The organism is Dictyobacter kobayashii (genome assembly GCF_003967555.1).
GTDB classification, from domain to species: domain Bacteria; phylum Chloroflexota; class Ktedonobacteria; order Ktedonobacterales; family Ktedonobacteraceae; genus Dictyobacter; species Dictyobacter kobayashii.
In genome coordinates this window covers 2,551,484-2,567,986 of sequence record NZ_BIFS01000001.1, presented here as the reverse complement: position 1 = coordinate 2,567,986, position 16,503 = coordinate 2,551,484, and the positions used below count along the sequence as shown (strand labels likewise).

The 16,503-nt window shown below is 49.2% G+C and carries 13 protein-coding genes and 1 tRNA gene; 13 read left to right on the top strand and 1 reads right to left on the bottom strand.

Annotated elements, in window-relative coordinates:
• Positions 1-3 precede the first annotated feature (3 nt).
• The 11 genes from EL645_RS11225 to EL645_RS11175 all read left to right on the top strand — a co-directional run bounded on the left by EL645_RS11225 (position 4) and on the right by EL645_RS11175 (position 12,609).
• The gene (locus tag EL645_RS11225) at positions 4-2,235 is read left to right on the top strand and encodes a protein kinase family protein (protein WP_126550103.1); all 2,232 of its coding nucleotides are present in this window, start codon (positions 4-6) and stop codon (positions 2,233-2,235) included.
• Positions 2,236-2,310: 75 nt separating this feature from the next.
• Positions 2,311-3,936 carry a hypothetical protein gene (locus EL645_RS11220; protein WP_126550102.1) on the top strand — a complete coding sequence of 542 codons (1,626 nt, stop codon included), beginning with the start codon at positions 2,311-2,313 and terminating at the stop codon, positions 3,934-3,936.
• 153 nt (positions 3,937-4,089) lie between these two features.
• On the top strand, positions 4,090-4,722 hold the full coding sequence (locus EL645_RS11215; RefSeq protein WP_161977299.1) for a TetR/AcrR family transcriptional regulator: 633 nt from the start codon (positions 4,090-4,092) through the stop codon (positions 4,720-4,722).
• A gap of 147 nt (positions 4,723-4,869) precedes the next feature.
• The gene (locus EL645_RS11210) at positions 4,870-6,498 is read left to right on the top strand and encodes a DHA2 family efflux MFS transporter permease subunit (protein WP_126550100.1); all 1,629 of its coding nucleotides are present in this window, start codon (positions 4,870-4,872) and stop codon (positions 6,496-6,498) included.
• Positions 6,499-6,615: 117 nt separating this feature from the next.
• Complete coding sequence (locus tag EL645_RS11205) at positions 6,616-7,275, top strand: biotin/lipoyl-containing protein (RefSeq protein WP_126550099.1); 660 nt, start codon at positions 6,616-6,618, stop codon at positions 7,273-7,275.
• 75 nt (positions 7,276-7,350) lie between these two features.
• Positions 7,351-7,881 (top strand): hypothetical protein, encoded by a 531-nt coding sequence (locus EL645_RS11200; RefSeq protein WP_126550098.1) that lies wholly within the window; start codon positions 7,351-7,353, stop codon positions 7,879-7,881.
• A gap of 349 nt (positions 7,882-8,230) precedes the next feature.
• Entirely contained in the window at positions 8,231-9,856 is a 1,626-nt protein-coding gene (locus EL645_RS11195) for a DHA2 family efflux MFS transporter permease subunit (protein WP_126550097.1), read from the top strand.
• Between the two features lie 116 nt (positions 9,857-9,972).
• Complete coding sequence (locus EL645_RS11190) at positions 9,973-10,626, top strand: HlyD family secretion protein (RefSeq protein WP_126550096.1); 654 nt, start codon at positions 9,973-9,975, stop codon at positions 10,624-10,626.
• Positions 10,627-10,694: 68 nt separating this feature from the next.
• Positions 10,695-11,213 (top strand): hypothetical protein, encoded by a 519-nt coding sequence (locus tag EL645_RS11185; RefSeq protein WP_126550095.1) that lies wholly within the window; start codon positions 10,695-10,697, stop codon positions 11,211-11,213.
• Between the two features lie 163 nt (positions 11,214-11,376).
• Positions 11,377-11,826 carry a hypothetical protein gene (locus EL645_RS11180; protein WP_126550094.1) on the top strand — a complete coding sequence of 150 codons (450 nt, stop codon included), beginning with the start codon at positions 11,377-11,379 and terminating at the stop codon, positions 11,824-11,826.
• A 710-nt stretch (positions 11,827-12,536) separates the two neighbouring features.
• Positions 12,537-12,609 (top strand) — tRNA-Arg (locus EL645_RS11175).
• Between the two features lie 97 nt (positions 12,610-12,706).
• On the opposite strand, the gene EL645_RS11170 is transcribed toward EL645_RS11175, so the two are convergent.
• On the bottom strand, positions 12,707-13,837 hold the full coding sequence (locus EL645_RS11170) for a tyrosine-type recombinase/integrase (RefSeq protein WP_126550093.1): 1,131 nt from the start codon (positions 13,835-13,837) through the stop codon (positions 12,707-12,709).
• A gap of 266 nt (positions 13,838-14,103) precedes the next feature.
• Between EL645_RS11170 and EL645_RS11165 the strand changes: the two genes are divergently transcribed.
• Together EL645_RS11165 and EL645_RS11160 are read left to right on the top strand one after the other, a co-directional pair.
• Complete coding sequence (locus EL645_RS11165) at positions 14,104-14,922, top strand: tetratricopeptide repeat protein (RefSeq protein WP_126550092.1); 819 nt, start codon at positions 14,104-14,106, stop codon at positions 14,920-14,922.
• 96 nt (positions 14,923-15,018) lie between these two features.
• Entirely contained in the window at positions 15,019-15,963 is a 945-nt protein-coding gene (locus EL645_RS11160) for a hypothetical protein (protein WP_136625193.1), read from the top strand.
• The last annotated feature ends 540 nt before the right edge of the window (positions 15,964-16,503 follow it).

Sequence of the window (16,503 nt, the reverse complement as noted above, 5' to 3'; positions counted from 1 at the left end):
GCTATGCCTGATCGTCTTGCATATGATGAGGCGATGCTTTTTTCCGCGGCCCGGCTTAAGATTACGGACCCCGAAATAAAGCAAGGAAAAGTTGCTACTCTAACCACCCAGACTACTCTGGGACCAGTCGAGCGTCCCTGGGGAATCGAAGGTGGATTTGCTGTTGTCTATAAATTTATTACCCTCAGTGGGCAGCCGCGTGCCCTGCGCTGCTTTCGGGTACCTATCGATGCGGATATGCGCTTCCGCTATGAACGCATCGGAGCTTTCTTCCGCGCACATGTGCCAGCCATTACTGTCGATAGCCATTACTACGCGGATAGCCTGATTGTCAAAGAACAGGGAGTTCAGCCACCTCGTGCCTATCCTGTTATCGATATGGAATGGGTTGATGGTCTGACCTTGCTTGAAACGGTGGATGCTTGTTGCCGCCACCAGGATATCCCACGGCTACAGCGCCTGGTCCAGCAATGGTTAGAACTGCTTGCTCTGATGAGGCATTGTGGAATGGCCCATGGCGATCTGGCGGCGGTTAATGTCATGTGTAGAGAGGATGGTCGACTGGCGCTGGTGGACTATGATGGTGTATATATTCCGGAGTTTGGACCCACGGCGGCAAACTTAAAGCGCGTCTTGCTTGGCCAGCCAGATTATCAGCATCCACAAATGGCTGATCGGCCCTTTAATGCGACGATGGATGATTTCTCGGCGCTGGTCATCTATACGGCCTTGCTGGCCCTCTCGCTACGACCTGGACTGTGGGAGACTTACGCCAAACGTGATGCGCAGGGACGGCTGTTAGATACGAATCTCTTATTTACGCGGCAAGATTATAAGGAGCCTGCTCATTCCAGCCTGCTGCAGACATTGATGCAGCTGAATGATCCACAATTGACCGCTGCTGTATCCACATTGTGGCATGCCTGTCAGCAGCCAATCGAGCAGGTACGCTTTCCATGGCAACTGGTTGAGCAGCCCCATGAGTACAAGGTAGCGCCGCCACCAACACAGCCGGAAGTGGTGCCAACTGTGGTGCCAAATCCTCCTGTAGAACGGCGGACAATTCCTAATGCGCATACCATCACCAGCGCCAGCCAGCGGCCACTTACGCGACCAGCCGTGAGCCGTACGCAACGTGAACGGGAGCGCCAACTTTCTGAGCAGACAGTGGCTTTTAGACAGGTGTGCCAGAGCGATGATGACGAGGCGATAGCGTCCGCCTATGAAGAAATCAGTAACTTTGGACACTTTGATGTACAGACCTTCCCAGAAGAGCTGCTACAGCGTGCCAGACTGGCTCAACAGCGCCGCAGTGCCCTGGCCCGTTTTCGGATCGCTATCGCCAATAAGCGACCGCTCCAGATCGCCGCTGCCTATGATGCTCCGCTCTTGAATGAATCCCAGAATGTGACTCCAATGGAGCGAGAGATCCTGCTGCTGGCACGTGCTTTTCAGCAGGCACATGGTGCAGATAACCGCGAGGCCTTGCTTGCCGCCTATGATGCCATTCAGACCTCGAAATATCAACGTAACTTCATCTTTTCTGCCCAGGAGCTTAGTCTGCTAAACGAGGTTCGGAGCTACCTGCTAATGAAGCAGGATATATTGCAGGGCATTGCTAGCGACAATGATGCCCGCATACGTCATGCTTACCAGCCAGCCTTAAAGCAGCATCTTGCCGCCTTTTCACCCTGGCAGCAGCAACGTATCGCAGGGGCCATCGCTGCTACTGAAATTGAGCGAGCGCTAGCTGAGCGTGACTACGCGGCGGCCCTGCTATGCGCGTGGCCGTTAAAGGCGCTCCAGTTCAGCAAAATCAATTGTTTTAAGCTGCAGAAGGCGGCCCTGCGCTTTATCCGCCAGCAAGATTTAAGCCTGTTAAGCGCAAAAGTACGGCGACGGAATGACACGACCTATCTGAGCCTCAACTGGCGCTGGCCCGACCATCCACTTGTGCAGCACGCCGTGATCGTCTGGAGTAGCGAGCGCTGGCCGCCCAGGCTGGCCAATCATGTTCCGCATATGACTGGTGATTCCCTGCTCTGGGTGCAACGTATTGAAGGCCAGAGCCAGGGATCGTGCGAGATCGCATTGGACGAGACGGCTGGCTCATCTGTTTATATACAGGGTTATAGCGCTTTACTTGATCCCTGGGATAAGGATGAGCGCTGGTTTTTTGCCGATGGTTGCACCGCCAGTTCTCGAGATAAAATCGCTGTTACCGTGTCATTGTAGTTGTTGTAGCCGTGCCATTCAATCGGATGTGCGCCGCCGCCTGCGTGGCCGAGAGCACCCCTTCTGAGGAAAATTATGGTAGATATTAAGCATGTCACAGAGCTTTTAACTGAAATGACCCCGCGCATTGAGTCATTTGATGCCAGTAGCGCCCAGCGCCTCAAGCTCTTGAATAATGCCCTTAAAAATGATGCGACCAGCGAGATCAATGCCTGGGCTGATGTCGATCTATATCAAATGATCGAGCCTAATCTAGTGTTGGAGCGTTACCACAGCTATCTCTCACAACCTGCTCAGTCTCGCAAGCTCAGTCAATGGGATAGACCACTGCGCATGCTATTGTTGGGTCTCCCTCTATTGCTGAGCGGTCTGAGCCTGGCCCAGGCTTTGACATTGTATCCCGCTATCTTGAGCACGCATGCCAGACAAGGCAGCCCCTCCTTTCTCTACTGGTGGCAGCAGGGCTTTGCTGGCCAGTTGCCTGGCTGGCTACGGGCCAGCAATGTACTGATCGTTGACGTTGTGTTGCTGCTGGCTTTTTTGGTCTACTCGCTCTGGCTATCTATCGGACCATCCCTGCGCCAGCAGCGGCTGCGGCAGGAACAGGTGCAACTGGAACAAGAGCTACACACCGACTTGACCCATATGCTGGCTATGCTCACCTTATACCTGGCGCAATATAAGAGCCAGCTCACGGCGGCCGATAGCCTGACACAAGTGGCCAGGCGCATTGATACCATGGCGCGCCGCCTGGAAGATAAATTTGAGAATATTATTGGCCGCTTTGATGGCATGACCCAGAACGTAACCCAGCGTTTCGATAGCATGACCCAGAACGTCACTACTAGATTTGATGATATGGCCCAGAATGTGACTGAGCGTTTTGATGGCATGAGCCAGAATGTGACCGACAATTTTGGTGGCATGACCCAGAATATCTCTAGCAAGTTTGATGGGGTGACCCAGAACATAACCAAAAATCTCTATAGCACCACCAAAGGGACGGAGAAGAATCTAGATGGCATGATGCAGAATGTGTCGGATCGCTTTGAAAATATGACCCGCGAGGTTGTACAGGGCTTTGATGGCGTAACGAAAGATGTTGCCACCAGATATGATGGGATGTCACAGCAAGTGATGAATCGGTTGGGTCAGGTAACAGATCGTATGTTAGAGCAACTGCTGGAGGGGAGCAAGTATCTAAAAGAGATTGGTAAGTTGACATCTGGAGTCGTCAAAACCGCCGATCATGTACGTGCCGCCGCAACTATCCTGAAAGAGACCAATGGCGAACTGACCTTGCAGGCCAGGAACCTGGTTGCTCCAACGGTGGATCTGGCCCAACAGCAAGAATTATTGATAACCGCGGCCTCGCAGTCGACAAAGTTATTGGAAGAGGCTGCCACTACTATGGTCGAACTTGGTCAGAAGCAGGATCGCTGGGGAACCGATCTCAGAAATATCCTGGATACCCTGGATCTGACGATTGAGCGTGCCGCCGAACTGGCGTTTAAGGTCGGGGATTTCACGGCCCGTCAGGATGCATTTCTGGAGCAGCTACAACAGGATCGCCAGGCCCAAACACAATTGGTTAGCTTGCTTTCTCAGGCCTCTGAACAGCTACAAACCGCCTTAAATGCTGGCTCGAGCATATCTTCGACCAAAAAGTCAGCAACCGAGAACACGCATTTATCTCAATAAGCCCTGCAAACTCTTGACAGTCGAATGACTTTCTGGTAAATTGATGACTAGAGAGTCATAAAGAAATTTGGCCAGTCAAAATTTAGTATTGTTGGTCAGAAATCAACTGGTATGACCAGGAAAATATCTCTCAAAGGAATTGGTCGAAGAAAAATGATACATCAATCGCTTAAGGAAAGGCAGCGGCAGGAACGAGAAGAGTTGATCCTGCAAGCAACACAGGATTTGTTGTTAGAGCGCGGCTATTATGATACCTCGATGGGTGAGATCGCCCAGCGCGTCGGTGTCGCTAAAGGCACGCTCTATCAACATTTTGAGAGCAAAGAAGCTTTAATGATTGTTCTCTTTAAGCGGGAATTCCATGATCTTCAGGTTGCGATCGAGCAGATTGCTCATATGCAGGTTGGTGCGCAAGAAAAAATGACGTTAATGATCGATACGCTGTGTTACCACATAGCTGAGAAGCATCCTTTATTTTTTATTTTGCGTAACGCCTCTGATCTGCAAGCAGAAATTCACTACGAGATCAAAGAAACCTTCAATGGAATGCGCGAACAGATTGCCTTGATGCTGGACGAAGGGAAAGCTGAAGGCATTTTTAATGCTTGCTTACCGACAGAGGTAATGCTAGAAGCTCTGTTTGGCATCATCGTGTCGCGCCTGTTCAAAAACTTTCACGAGGGCTTGCAGGTCCAATACGGAGATTTAGTTGGTCATTTGCGATGTATCTACTTTCACGGGATTTCAGCACCCACGACTACAGATGAAAGTAAGCTGTGTCCATAAATACAGGACAACATATCTATAGAACATCTTATTGCAAAAGCTGGCGATATAGCTATGTAAATTAAAATGCATAAAGAATGTTCTTGTCTCTATTCTATAATTGTGCGTTTAAACTTATTGAAATTGTGTCGTAAGGAGTAACTCATTATGCAAGTTTCCGCTGCATCCCCGCAGCAAAAAGCGGGAGGACTTGCGTATAAGTGGGTTGTTGCGATAGTTGTAATCTTTGGCCTGTTCATGACCATCCTCGATGGTACCATTGTGAACACCGCTATTCCACGATTACAAAACGCCTTCGGTGCCGACCTGACCAGTGTACAGTGGGTGTTAACGGCCTATACGTTAGCACAGGGTGTTGCCACCCCACTGACAGCTTATCTGGCAAGTCGGATTGGTAATAAGCGTTTATATCTCGTCGCATTGGCTGGCTTTACGTTGGGATCAGCGTTGTGTGGGATCTCTTGGAGTCTGGAATCTCTGATCATTTTCCGTATTATTCAGGCGGTATTTGGATCTTTCCTTTCTCCTTTGGCGATTACACTGCTCTATCTGGAGTTTCCTCCTCAAGAGCGTGGTACCGCCATGGGTTTCCTGGGTATTCCGATTTTGCTGGCACCAGCCTTTGGTCCCACGCTTGGTGGTTACCTGGTAACTTATTCTGACTGGCAGTTGATCTTCTATATTAACCTGCCGATTGGTATTGTTGGCTTGCTGTTAGCATTTTTCTTCCTGCGTGAAAGCCAGTCGCACCGTGTTGACTTTGATTTTATGGGCTTTGTCTTCGCCGGCATTGGCCTGGCGGCGGTCCTCTATGGCCTGTCGGATGCCAGTACGGATGGTTGGGGCTCTGCGATCGTGCTCAGTTGTATCATTGGTGGCCTGCTCTGTCTGACGATCTTTGTGGTACTGGAGTTGTCGCGCATCAGACAAGATAAGGCGGTCTTGCTGGATCTACGGGTCTTTGGCAACGGTGTCTTTACCACCAGTATTATTGCCAGTACGCTGGTCATCTTCGCCCTGTATGGCGGCCTGTTCCTGATACCGGTCTATCTGCAGTCGTTGCGCGGTGAGACAGCCTTCCAATCTGGATTGGTATTGTTACCGCAGGCTTTTGCTTCTATGCTGGCTGTGTTGATTGGCGGTCGTCTGGTTGACAAGATTGGCGTACGTGCGGTTGTCATTCCTGGCCTGCTGATCATGGGTTTTGGCATGTGGATGCTCACTTCACTTAATCTTACTGAGCCCATTGGCTCTTTCCAGACTGCGCTGATTATCCGTGGCTTCGGCATGGGCCTATGTTTACAGCCATTGTCGGTCTCGATGCTCTCGCAAATCAAACCTAAAATGCTCTCGCAGGCATCGGCCGTCAATACCACTTTCCGGTTTGTCATGAGCTCGCTGGCCGTCTCTGTGATCTCAACCTTTGTAACCTCACAGAACAAACTGCATTATGCACATATGGCAGAGCTTATTACTCCGGACTCGTCTACAGGCCATTTCATCATGCAGATGCAAGCTGTCTTGATGAGCCGTGGCTCATCCGCTACGGCGGCCTACGCTACTGCCCTGGCCTATATCGCAGGTCGGTTGCAGTTGCAATCGTATGCGATGGCCATGCAAGATGCCTTCTGGGTAACGCTGGTCCTGGTTGGGGTCGCTGTGATTGCCTCCTTCTTTGTTTCTGGCAAATCGAAGAAGCAAGACAAGCAGGTGGAAGAGCGTCCATTGACCGATGAAGAGCAGTTGGCTAAGGAAGAGGCGATGATGGCGATCTAAGGATCGTCAGTACATTGTATCGATAAAGGAATATATAACATTCCTTTCCCTATAAAAAAACTATACGTTTTTATCTGAAATTTTCACTCTCTCATTTGAAGAAGGAGATCACGCACCATGCGTCGCATGATTTTTGTACCGATCCTGATTATGATTGCCATCCTGGCGATCGCGGGTGGTGTTGGCTACTGGCTCTTGAACAACTATAACTACTATCAGACCGACGATGCCCAGGTCAGTGGTCATATTTTAAGTGTCAGCAGCCCACAGGCTGGTCAACTGACAACCATGACCGTTAAACTGGGTGATAAAGTCACCGCCGGTGAAGTTATTGGTACCATTACCACGGCTCCTGTTGCTCCTGCTGTCAAAGCAGCCACCATCAATGTTACCAGCCCTATTGACGGCACAGTCGTACAAGCTAACGCAGTCGAGGGACAGTCAGTTACTCCCGGGGCCACCCTGGCTCAGGTCGCTGATCTTGGTAACTTGAACATCATGGCTTATATCGATGAAGGTGCTATCAACAACGTGAAGGTCAACCAGGACGTTGATGTGACCATCGATGCCTACAGTGGAACAGCCTACAAAGGCCATATCCAGAGCATTGTTTCAGCGACTGCTGGTTCCTTCTCGCTGTTACCTTCCTCGGACAACGCCAGCGGCAACTTTACCAAAGTCTCACAGCGCATTCCGGTCGTCATCTCGTTAGATGGCAATGGTGGCAACAACATCGTCCCTGGCATGAGCGCCGAGGTCACCATCCACCTGCACTAATTTCAGTCCCGCTCTGATGGATAATTATTGAAAGTATGATTATCCATCAGGTCAATTTGCGATAAGGAGAGAAGAATGATCATCGGAGGACTCATTGCGATCGCTGTTCTCGCCTTGATAGGTGCATTTTTCCTGTCACGTGGTGGTGATAAGAATGAGAAGCCTGCTAAGGTGGAGAGCGCGCAGCCAGCGGCGACAGTACAGCCAGAGATTGATAAGAAAGCAACCATCCCGGCTCCCGAGTTTAAGCAACGGAGCCAGCAGTTAGAGTTCCCTGAAAATCCCAATATGCCGGATGTCAGTCAGGAGCCTACCACTGCTATTCCTCAAGTCAATACCTATGAGGAGACCACGCAGATGCATGATACGCCATCTTACTGGTCACAGTCGCAGCCAGTGCGCCAGTCCGGGCGGGATGTGGCAGCCTTGAATCGCCAGTTATATGAGCTGGCCGGTCAACTGCATATTCTCCAGCGCCAGTCTCGTGACATTGAGCAGGGTCTCATCCACCTGAGTGGCGTCATCGAAGGCATGAACCGCAACAATGATGGAGAATCCGTCGTAGCCAGAAACTCCTCTGTACCAGCGATGCCCTATAGCGAATAAGCACAAGTAATCCACACAAAAACAGATCACGGTGATATACAATGAAGCACCATGATCTGTTTTTTTATATTACAATTTAATAAATCACCAGATATCTTTCCCCAAATCCCCTCCTATCCCTTGACTTTGTTTTGACCTTCTGGTAAATTGATGACTGAATAGTCAATAAATCTTTGTGTAAGTCAAAAATAGCCTTTGGCGGTCAAATGCCAACTTGTTAGTCACTTACTTACTCGCTTGCGTCGATCGACATCTAACTCTGGAACGACCCTGTGCTTTGTGCTTCAGATTGTTTGATGCACATATAAGAATATTGTGTTTTTAAAGCATGTCTAAGGAGTTTCTGACTATGCAGATGTCTGCACCTGCCGTGCCTCGGCGGGGAGGATTGCCGTATAAGTGGATTGTGGCTTGCGTGGTGATTTTCGGAATCTTTATGAGCATTCTAGATAGCACCATTGTCAATATCGCTATCCCCCGGCTACAAAGTGCTTTTGGTTCAGATCTCAATAGTGTCCAATGGGTGTTGACTGGCTATACATTGGCCCAGGGTGTGGCCACGCCGCTCACCGCCTATTTATCGGATCGTATCGGTATTAAGCGCTTCTATATGTTGTCGCTGGTTGGCTTTACAGTGGGTTCCGCGCTGTGTGGTATCGCCTGGAGTTTGCCGGTCCTGATCGTTTTCCGTCTGATACAGGGCTTTACCGGTGCTTTCCTTTCGCCACTTGCCATTACACTCCTCTACCGCGAGTTCGCGCCGTCTGAGCGTGGTACTGCCATGGGTGTACTGGGCATCCCTATTCTACTGGCACCTGCTTTTGGCCCGACGCTGGGTGGCTACATCGTTACCTTCGCTGGCTGGCAGCTTATCTTTTATCTCAACGTTCCCTTAGGTATTATTGGATTGATCCTGGCTGCGATCTATATTCGCGAGGCGCGAGCCAATACACGAGCCAGTTTCGACCTACCCGGTTTCGTGCTCTCCGCGATTGGGCTGGGCTTGTTGCTGTATGGATTGTCAGATGCCAGTACCGATGGTTGGACCTCAGGCACTGTATTGAGCTGCCTGATAGCGGGAGTGATACTGCTGACCATCTTCATTTTTGTGGAACTGGGTCGAGCGCGCCGTGGGCTACAGCCGCTGCTGGATGTGCGCGTGTTTGGCAATCGTTCGTTCTCAACCAGTAGTTTCGCTAGCATCCTGGTCACCTTTGCCCTGTTTGGTGGCCTGTTCCTGGTTCCGGTCTACCTGCAAAACCTGCGCCAGCTCAGCGCCTTCCAGGCTGGTCTGCTGCTATTACCACAGGCATTTGCCTCGATGATCGCCGTCCTGGTTGGTGGTCGCCTGGTGGATAAATTGGGTGTCCGGGCTGTGGTTATTCCAGGCTTGATTATCACGGCCATCGCCATGTGGCGTTTTACATTTCTAGATCTCTATATACCCTATACCTCATTCCAGTGGGTGTTGATCCTGCGTGGTTTTGGTATCGGCCTCTGTTTGCAGCCATTGATGGTGTCTGCCCTGGCAGAAATTCGGCCACGCATGCTGGCCCAGGCAACTGCTGTCAGTACTACCCTGCGTTTCGTCGGTAGCTCGCTGGCGGTAGCGATCGTTGCTACCCTGGTACAGAGCCAGACCAAGCTCCATTATGCCCACCTGGCTGAAAAGGTCACGCCCGATTCTCCGCTGGGACAACTGGTGCCGCGCCTGCAGGCTCTTTTTATCTCGCATGGAGCTTCTAGTGTGGCAGCCTATGGAGCGGCCCTGAGTACGATCAGTGGTCTGCTGACCCGGCAAGCTTATATGCTAGGGATACAGGATGCCTTCTGGCTCAGCCTTGTCCTGACGCTACTGGCTGTGGTGGCGGCCTTCTTTGTCAGCTCTGGACGGCGTAAAAACGAACCCATCCAGCAAGAACCTTTGAGCGACGAAGAACAGAAAGCGCGCGAAGAGGCCATGCTGGCCATCTAGCATTTGAACCGTGAAGATAAAGTTGAGGATCTCCCTCGGGGAGAGCCGCTCAACCAGGCTTAGATAGAGCATTATTAGCATTTTGAAATAAGAATGATTGAAGGAGAGAACGTACCATGCGCCGTATGGTTTTTGTTCCAATCTTAATAATGGTCGCCATCCTGGCGATCGCGGGTGGTGTTGGCTACTGGTTCTGGAATAACTACAACTACTACCAGACCGATGATGCCCAGGTCAGTGGTCATATTCTAAGTGTCAGCAGCCCACAGGCGGGCAATCTGACTACGTTATCAGTAAAGCTGGGCGATAAAGTGACCTCTGGCCAGACGATCGGTACGATAGCTGTGACTTCTCCCACCGGTGCACAGAGTAGCGTGGATGTTACCAGTCCTATCGCGGGCACTATTGTTCAGGCACCAGCAGTGCAGGGGCAAACGGTTTCGCCGGGTCTGACCCTGGTGCAGGTGGCCGATCTCAGCAACCTGACGATAACCGCCTATGTCGATGAAGGGGCTATCAATAACATCAAGGTCAATCAGGATGTTGATGTGAGCATCGATGCATTTAGCGGCACAAATTACAAAGGTCATGTGCAGAATATCGTATCGGCAACCGCCGGATCATTCTCGCTGCTACCCAGCTCAGACAACACCAGCGGTAACTTCACCAAAGTGTCGCAGCGTATCCCTGTCGTGATCAGCCTGGATGGGGTCGGTAGTGATAGTGTGGTGCCCGGCATGAGTGCGGAAGTAACAATTCACGTGCACTAAGAAAGCACGGAAGCGCCCGTGAGGGGAGATGCGCCTGTGAGGGGCGCAACACACAGGAAGGATGAAGCATGTTGATTATTGGTGGACTTATTGCTTTAGCAGTTGTCGCTCTGCTGCTCGCCTTTTTTCTGGCCCGAGGAGATAGTGGCAGTGAGAGAAGAAGATCTGAGCTTGCTAATAAGCAGGCGCAGACCGAACTCACAGCCGCGCAGGCTGCGGGTGCGGCGGGGGCGACCGCTCCCGTTGTGGACACGCCACGGACGACGGAGCGCCAGCCTGAATTCATATCAGCTAATAATAACAGCCGAGCGGCATATGATGGCAGAAACGAAGAGACCGTCCTGCCCAGGTCTGGAGTCAGCTTACCCAATCATTATTATGATGAGGATACCAGCATCCAATCTCTGAATAGACAAGTCTATGAGCTGGCCGGACAACTGCGTTCGCTCCAGCGTCAATCGCAAGAGATCGAGCAAACCCTGATCGAGCTCAGCGGTGCTATCGAAGGCCTGGACCAGCGTGGTCGCCACAATACAGCAGCCTATGCCAGCGGCAACTATGGAACCAGCGACAATATCCCCGAATAAACCAGTTGGCGGGCCTTACCCATAGTTGGGTAAGGCCCGCCTTCTCCTCATCAAACCTGCAAACGTTTATTACAGCGAGCTCCTTTTTTGTAGAAGAAGCGAGGGAACGTGAGATGGTGAGTGGTCATCCTCCTTAGCCGCATCGGCATTAAGGAGGACAAGTATGAAGCAAAAATGGTATCATGCCTCACCCAGACGTTTTCGTAACGGAACCATTCTCACTGGTGTGTATCGCCGGAAAAGTTACCGCGTTCTGCCAGACGCTATTGAGATTGAGCGCAATGGTGGTGTTTATTTTACGGCCAGCGATGTGCCCCATTATTCAATCATTGCGATCGCGGTAGAAGAGGGCTGGCACGTGTATGAGATTGATCCCCTGGATCGCAAAGTGCGCTGGGGCTCTAGCTGGGACGAGGGAAAGTGTCTGAATGCCAGGGTTGTCAGGTATGTTGGAACTGCCCGTGGCATTGCGAATCAGCGCGGAAAAATCCCTAACAGCGATATTCAACGCATGAAAGCCAGTGGTGCTACAGAGCCACCACTATATGCCGGAAGCAACGTGCGTTGGCGTCAAGTATGTGCATTCAATAAAAATCGCAAAGGGCGTAAATAATCATGGGGGCGGTGAAAAATTCACCGCCCCCATGAACGCTGTGGCTTGAAACTGTTGCTGAGTACTTTGAAGTAGATCACAAAGAAAGCAAGCGTTTCTATTACTTTCCAGAAGCAAATAACATGCATGGTTATATAAAGATTTTGCCATGCTGGAACGGGACCGATGCTACAGAAAAATATGGGAACACGAGCAACAACCGTTAGCAGAAATGAAGTAAAGCTTGCAAAAAAAGCCATTATCGAAATTACCCACCAGCGGCGGAACTGCTTCAATTGGAGCGTTCTTAGCGAGAAAGCTGTTGCCGTAAAAAATACAATGATCCCACAGAATGCAAAGACTGATGACAAATTGTCGAAGATTACTATGGGTGGGCCACAACGCGCAAATGCGAGATGTAAGAGCATGCCGACTCCTCCAGTTCTATATCCTCATTCAAGTAATTGAGGTAAATACTATAAAGGATGCAGGAATATCAATTTTTGTGACACATTTATAAACCTGGAGGCCACTATTGTCCACATATATACAAGGATTATGTTCGTGTGTTTGGTAAAGGGGTAAAGAGAGAAGTAGGCATACATCCGCAGACGGCCCAGTCGCAATTTCTTCTATGCATGCGTCCGGGGGGCAAAAGGCGCTACATATCTTTTACTGGCTCAACTAGAGGATTGAATGATAAGAGCTTGTATGCTATCATAAGGGATAGCGGGGCTGTAGCTCAGTGGATAGAGCGTCGGTTTCCTAAACCGTGCGTCGGAGGTTCGAGTCCTCTCAGCCCCATTTCGTCAACCCGCCTGAGTAGCGGGTTTCTTTGTTTATCTGCACGGATGACCTATAGAATAATTCTGCTTTGACAGCAGTAGTGACAGCAACGCCCTTAGACAGGCCTGGATAGCAGTGTATCCAGACGGTTCACAGCTTCCTCTTGTAAGGAAGGAAGAACGTGAGAATATGTGTCCAGGGTCACGCTGATCTGACTATGTCCCAGCAGTTCCTGCACCACTTTGGCATGTACTCCCAGGATCAATAATAGGCTCGCAGCGCTATGGCGCAAATCGTGGAAACGAATAATCGGCAAATTGGCTTTCACCAGGATCGGTCGAAATGATCGGCGAATCATATTGCTTACTTCAATGGGACCCCCGATTGCACTGCAAAAGATCCAGCCTTGCTCATTCCAGGTTGCTCCTGCGGCTAGCTTTGCTTCTCTCTGGTGTATCCGGTGCTGTTTTAACGCTTCAATCGCCAGTCTGGTCAGGTGAATGCGACGACGACTTTTTGTTGTTTTGGGCTCAGAAACAGTGAAGCCTTTCCCAACGAGACGCGTAATCGTGCGCTTGACCTGAAGAAGACCGATAGCGAGGTCTATATCCTCCCACTTGAGTCCCAGTAACTCACCCTGCCGCATTCCAGTTGTAAGAGCCAGGACATAAAGTGCTTCCAACGGATCGCCTTTGGCTGCCTCTAGAAATTGTTGCGCCTGTTCCCCGCTGAGAGTGCGCATCTCTTTCTTTGGTACGCGTGGCGGCCTTACCGCGTCGCAGACATTGCGCACAACCAGTTGCCAGCGCATCGCATCGTTGAGGGCCTTATGGAGGACACGATGAATATGTCTCACTGTTTGCGGTGCATATCCGTCTGCCAGTTTCTGATTATAGAGCATTTGCAATTGCTGTGGTTTTAGCTTTTGCAACCTGACCTTTCCCAGTATCGGCAGGATATGAAGCGTGATGATCTCTCGATAACGCCCATAGGTGCGTTCTCTGACGTTATTTTTAGCCGTGTCGTGTAGCCAGGTCGTCAAAAAGTCATTCAAAGTCTGATCTGCCCCTGAAAGCAGTATTCCCTGATCTTTTTGATGATTAGCTTCTCGTGCGGCTTGAATAGCCTCCTTCTGTGTTTTGCAATAGATGGACTTCCTTTTGCCATCCTCCAATGTAATGGAAGCAACCCAGCGTCCATCGTTTCTCTGATAGATGGTGCCTTCACCATTTGCTCTTCTACCCATATGAGTCACGAGCCCCTTTCTTTGCTCTTGTACGTGACCTTTATGGGGCTGTTAGTGGGGGAAAAAATGGAATAGCTGTATGGGCTATTCTCTATCCTTTCCTTGTCTCATTCCATCTACCATGTCTATTATCGAGCGTTAGTTACTATGATATACAATGGTAACGATACGTGCCAGCCTGCTGATTTATTGGCTATGGTAGTGAGAATATCTGAATTATAAAAAAAGAATATTATGTCTGGTTGTAAGGAAAAGTGAGGAGTACGATGGCAAAAAAAATACATACATCAAAACAGAAAAAACAACGTATCGTTACTACTACATCGCCTGTTGACAAATATCTTGATCTCATCAGACGTCAGATTGTCCAAAGACATTATACAGAGGCAGTTGCTGAGTGCGAACGCCTGTTACGATATCTTTCACCGTATGCTCAACAGCGTGCTGATGTGCTTGCACTCTTAGGAACTGCACAGAGTATGCTTCAGAATTTTCCGCAGAGTTTTGAAGCTTTCACGCAGGCGCTTGCTCTCGAACCAAAGAATGCCGATTTCTGGTACAACCGAAGTATGGCAAGCCGCTTTACCGTGCGTTTTGGTCAAGCCTTACGTGACATAGAGCGCGCAATCGAACTGAACACGAATAGCGAATTGGTAGAGAAGCTGGATAAAGCTTTGCAGATCACTCTTCAGCTTGTGGAAGAATCGCTTAAAATGCGTGGGCCAGACTTTACATTGGAGCAATTGATTCAACAAGAAAACTTTTTCCAGCAAGGTCTGAAATGCATCGAGGCAGGGAAGTATGAGGAAGCGGGGCAGGCGTTTCAAGCATCAATTGCTCTGGGTGATTGTTTGCCACAACCCTGGGGAAACCTGGGGATCTGCTTGATGGTGCAGGAACGTTATGATGAGGCTGAGGTAGCTTTGAAACGTGCTCTGGAGATTGATCCTGGATATACAATGGCAAAAAAACATCTTGCAGAGCTTAATACATCTCGGCGCATAGGTCCGCCCGCACAGGTTGAAGTGAATGAGCCATTTAAGAACAGTAAGCTTCGTCAATCAATTACTTTTCTAAAGGAGTAGCTATCTCTCCAATTTGACGTAGCGTTAGAGGACCGGATTTATAGAGAACTGACAATATTGTATGTTCTTGACCCGCCTGAGGCAATCAGGTAAGATATGGTCGTCCAGGGTATTTTGATAAATATTCTCTTTGGTCAAGATATAGAAATACCATATTCTATGAAGACACAATCTCCAGATACAAGCATTGAGGCCGAAAGGGTTCTTGTCGAGCTCATTCGCAAGGCTTCTGTAAGTAAGCGTTTGAAACTTGTGCAGTCGATGACCCAGGGGACTTTCCTGGCAAATATACATGCATGGAGAGAAAATCATCCGGAAGCGAATGAGCAGGAGGCGGCTGTCATTTTTGTTTCCATGTCCTACGGACCTCAGCTTGCCCAATATACTCAAACAGCTTTGGCAATACGTAAAGATTGGCATCTTCAGCCAGTGTGTCTTCTTGATGTTATAGAAGAAATGAGCAATCTCCTGAATAGCGTGGGTGTTCCCTGTTATCTTGGTGGTTCTATTGCCAGTTCTCTCTATGGTATGCAACAACTTGCTCAGGATATTGATCTCATCATTGACATTCCTTCACAAGGCATATCTCTATCCTCGTTTATCACATTGATCTCATCCCTTAATCCTTATTATATCTTCGATGAGCATGTAATGCAGCAGGCGTTCTGCCAACATACTGCATTTTCTTTACTGCATCTGGACACGCTGATCAAAATAGATGTAATTGTGAAAAATCGTCGTACATTCTCCTTGTCTCAGCCCCAAGAGATTCACACACTCATGCTAGATGAACGACATACTGGTGTGCGCGTTACCTCCGTCTATGAAATGATCCTTTTTAAGCTCCACCGGTATCATCAAGATCAAGTCTCTCGTCGAGATGGCATGACAAATGATATAGAGTGGAATGATATTCTGGGCATGCTCAAGGTGCAAGGTCCGTTATTGGATCTGTTATTTTTCGAACAAGAGGTCTGGCATCTTCGCCTTGAAGATATATGGAAGTTAGTACTTGTAGATGCCGGATTGAGAAACGCCTGATATCATCCGGCAGTGTATATCTATGGAGAATATACCTCTTGTTCTCTTTTTCCTTTTGATGAATTGATACGCTCTTTTGCCTTCAATCAGGAGTATAAGGTCATTTTACGTTTGACATTTCCAGATAGATATGCCCACCACCTTCACCTTGGCGATCTTCTCGAATTCTATGAAGGGACAAAGAAAGTCGCGCAAGCCTGTTCTAGATAAGTACAGACGCAAGTATGGTGCAATGTGAATGGGCACGAATCATAGAACTGTGCAGCTTCGTATACCAAATAAATATTGATGAAGATGAGTGGAAGGAAACCATGCGAAAACCTCAAACATTGATGAGTATCCTTTTGCTGTTTGGCACCGTAAGTTACTTGATTGGCTGCATTTTGTTCATTGAAAGGCTCATTACAGGTAATATTCACCTGGCTCTTATTGGATGGGTATTCTATGCGCTTGGTTTTGTTTTTAATCTTCCTTATCTTATCTGGTTTTTTTATAAAAGGAAGCGCTAGACGGGTGGAGTTGGTAGCGAGCTAGGCGCCT

Coding starts and splice junctions, on each gene's coding strand:
- EL645_RS11225 (WP_126550103.1), top strand. CDS start 4: ATGCCTGATCGTCTTGCATATGATGAGGCGATGCTTTTTTCCGCGGCC.
- EL645_RS11220 (WP_126550102.1), top strand. CDS start 2,311: ATGGTAGATATTAAGCATGTCACAGAGCTTTTAACTGAAATGACCCCG.
- EL645_RS11215 (WP_161977299.1), top strand. CDS start 4,090: ATGATACATCAATCGCTTAAGGAAAGGCAGCGGCAGGAACGAGAAGAG.
- EL645_RS11210 (WP_126550100.1), top strand. CDS start 4,870: ATGCAAGTTTCCGCTGCATCCCCGCAGCAAAAAGCGGGAGGACTTGCG.
- EL645_RS11205 (WP_126550099.1), top strand. CDS start 6,616: ATGCGTCGCATGATTTTTGTACCGATCCTGATTATGATTGCCATCCTG.
- EL645_RS11200 (WP_126550098.1), top strand. CDS start 7,351: ATGATCATCGGAGGACTCATTGCGATCGCTGTTCTCGCCTTGATAGGT.
- EL645_RS11195 (WP_126550097.1), top strand. CDS start 8,231: ATGCAGATGTCTGCACCTGCCGTGCCTCGGCGGGGAGGATTGCCGTAT.
- EL645_RS11190 (WP_126550096.1), top strand. CDS start 9,973: ATGCGCCGTATGGTTTTTGTTCCAATCTTAATAATGGTCGCCATCCTG.
- EL645_RS11185 (WP_126550095.1), top strand. CDS start 10,695: ATGTTGATTATTGGTGGACTTATTGCTTTAGCAGTTGTCGCTCTGCTG.
- EL645_RS11180 (WP_126550094.1), top strand. CDS start 11,377: ATGAAGCAAAAATGGTATCATGCCTCACCCAGACGTTTTCGTAACGGA.
- EL645_RS11170 (WP_126550093.1), bottom strand. CDS start 13,837: ATGGGTAGAAGAGCAAATGGTGAAGGCACCATCTATCAGAGAAACGAT.
- EL645_RS11165 (WP_126550092.1), top strand. CDS start 14,104: ATGGCAAAAAAAATACATACATCAAAACAGAAAAAACAACGTATCGTT.
- EL645_RS11160 (WP_136625193.1), top strand. CDS start 15,019: ATGGTCGTCCAGGGTATTTTGATAAATATTCTCTTTGGTCAAGATATA.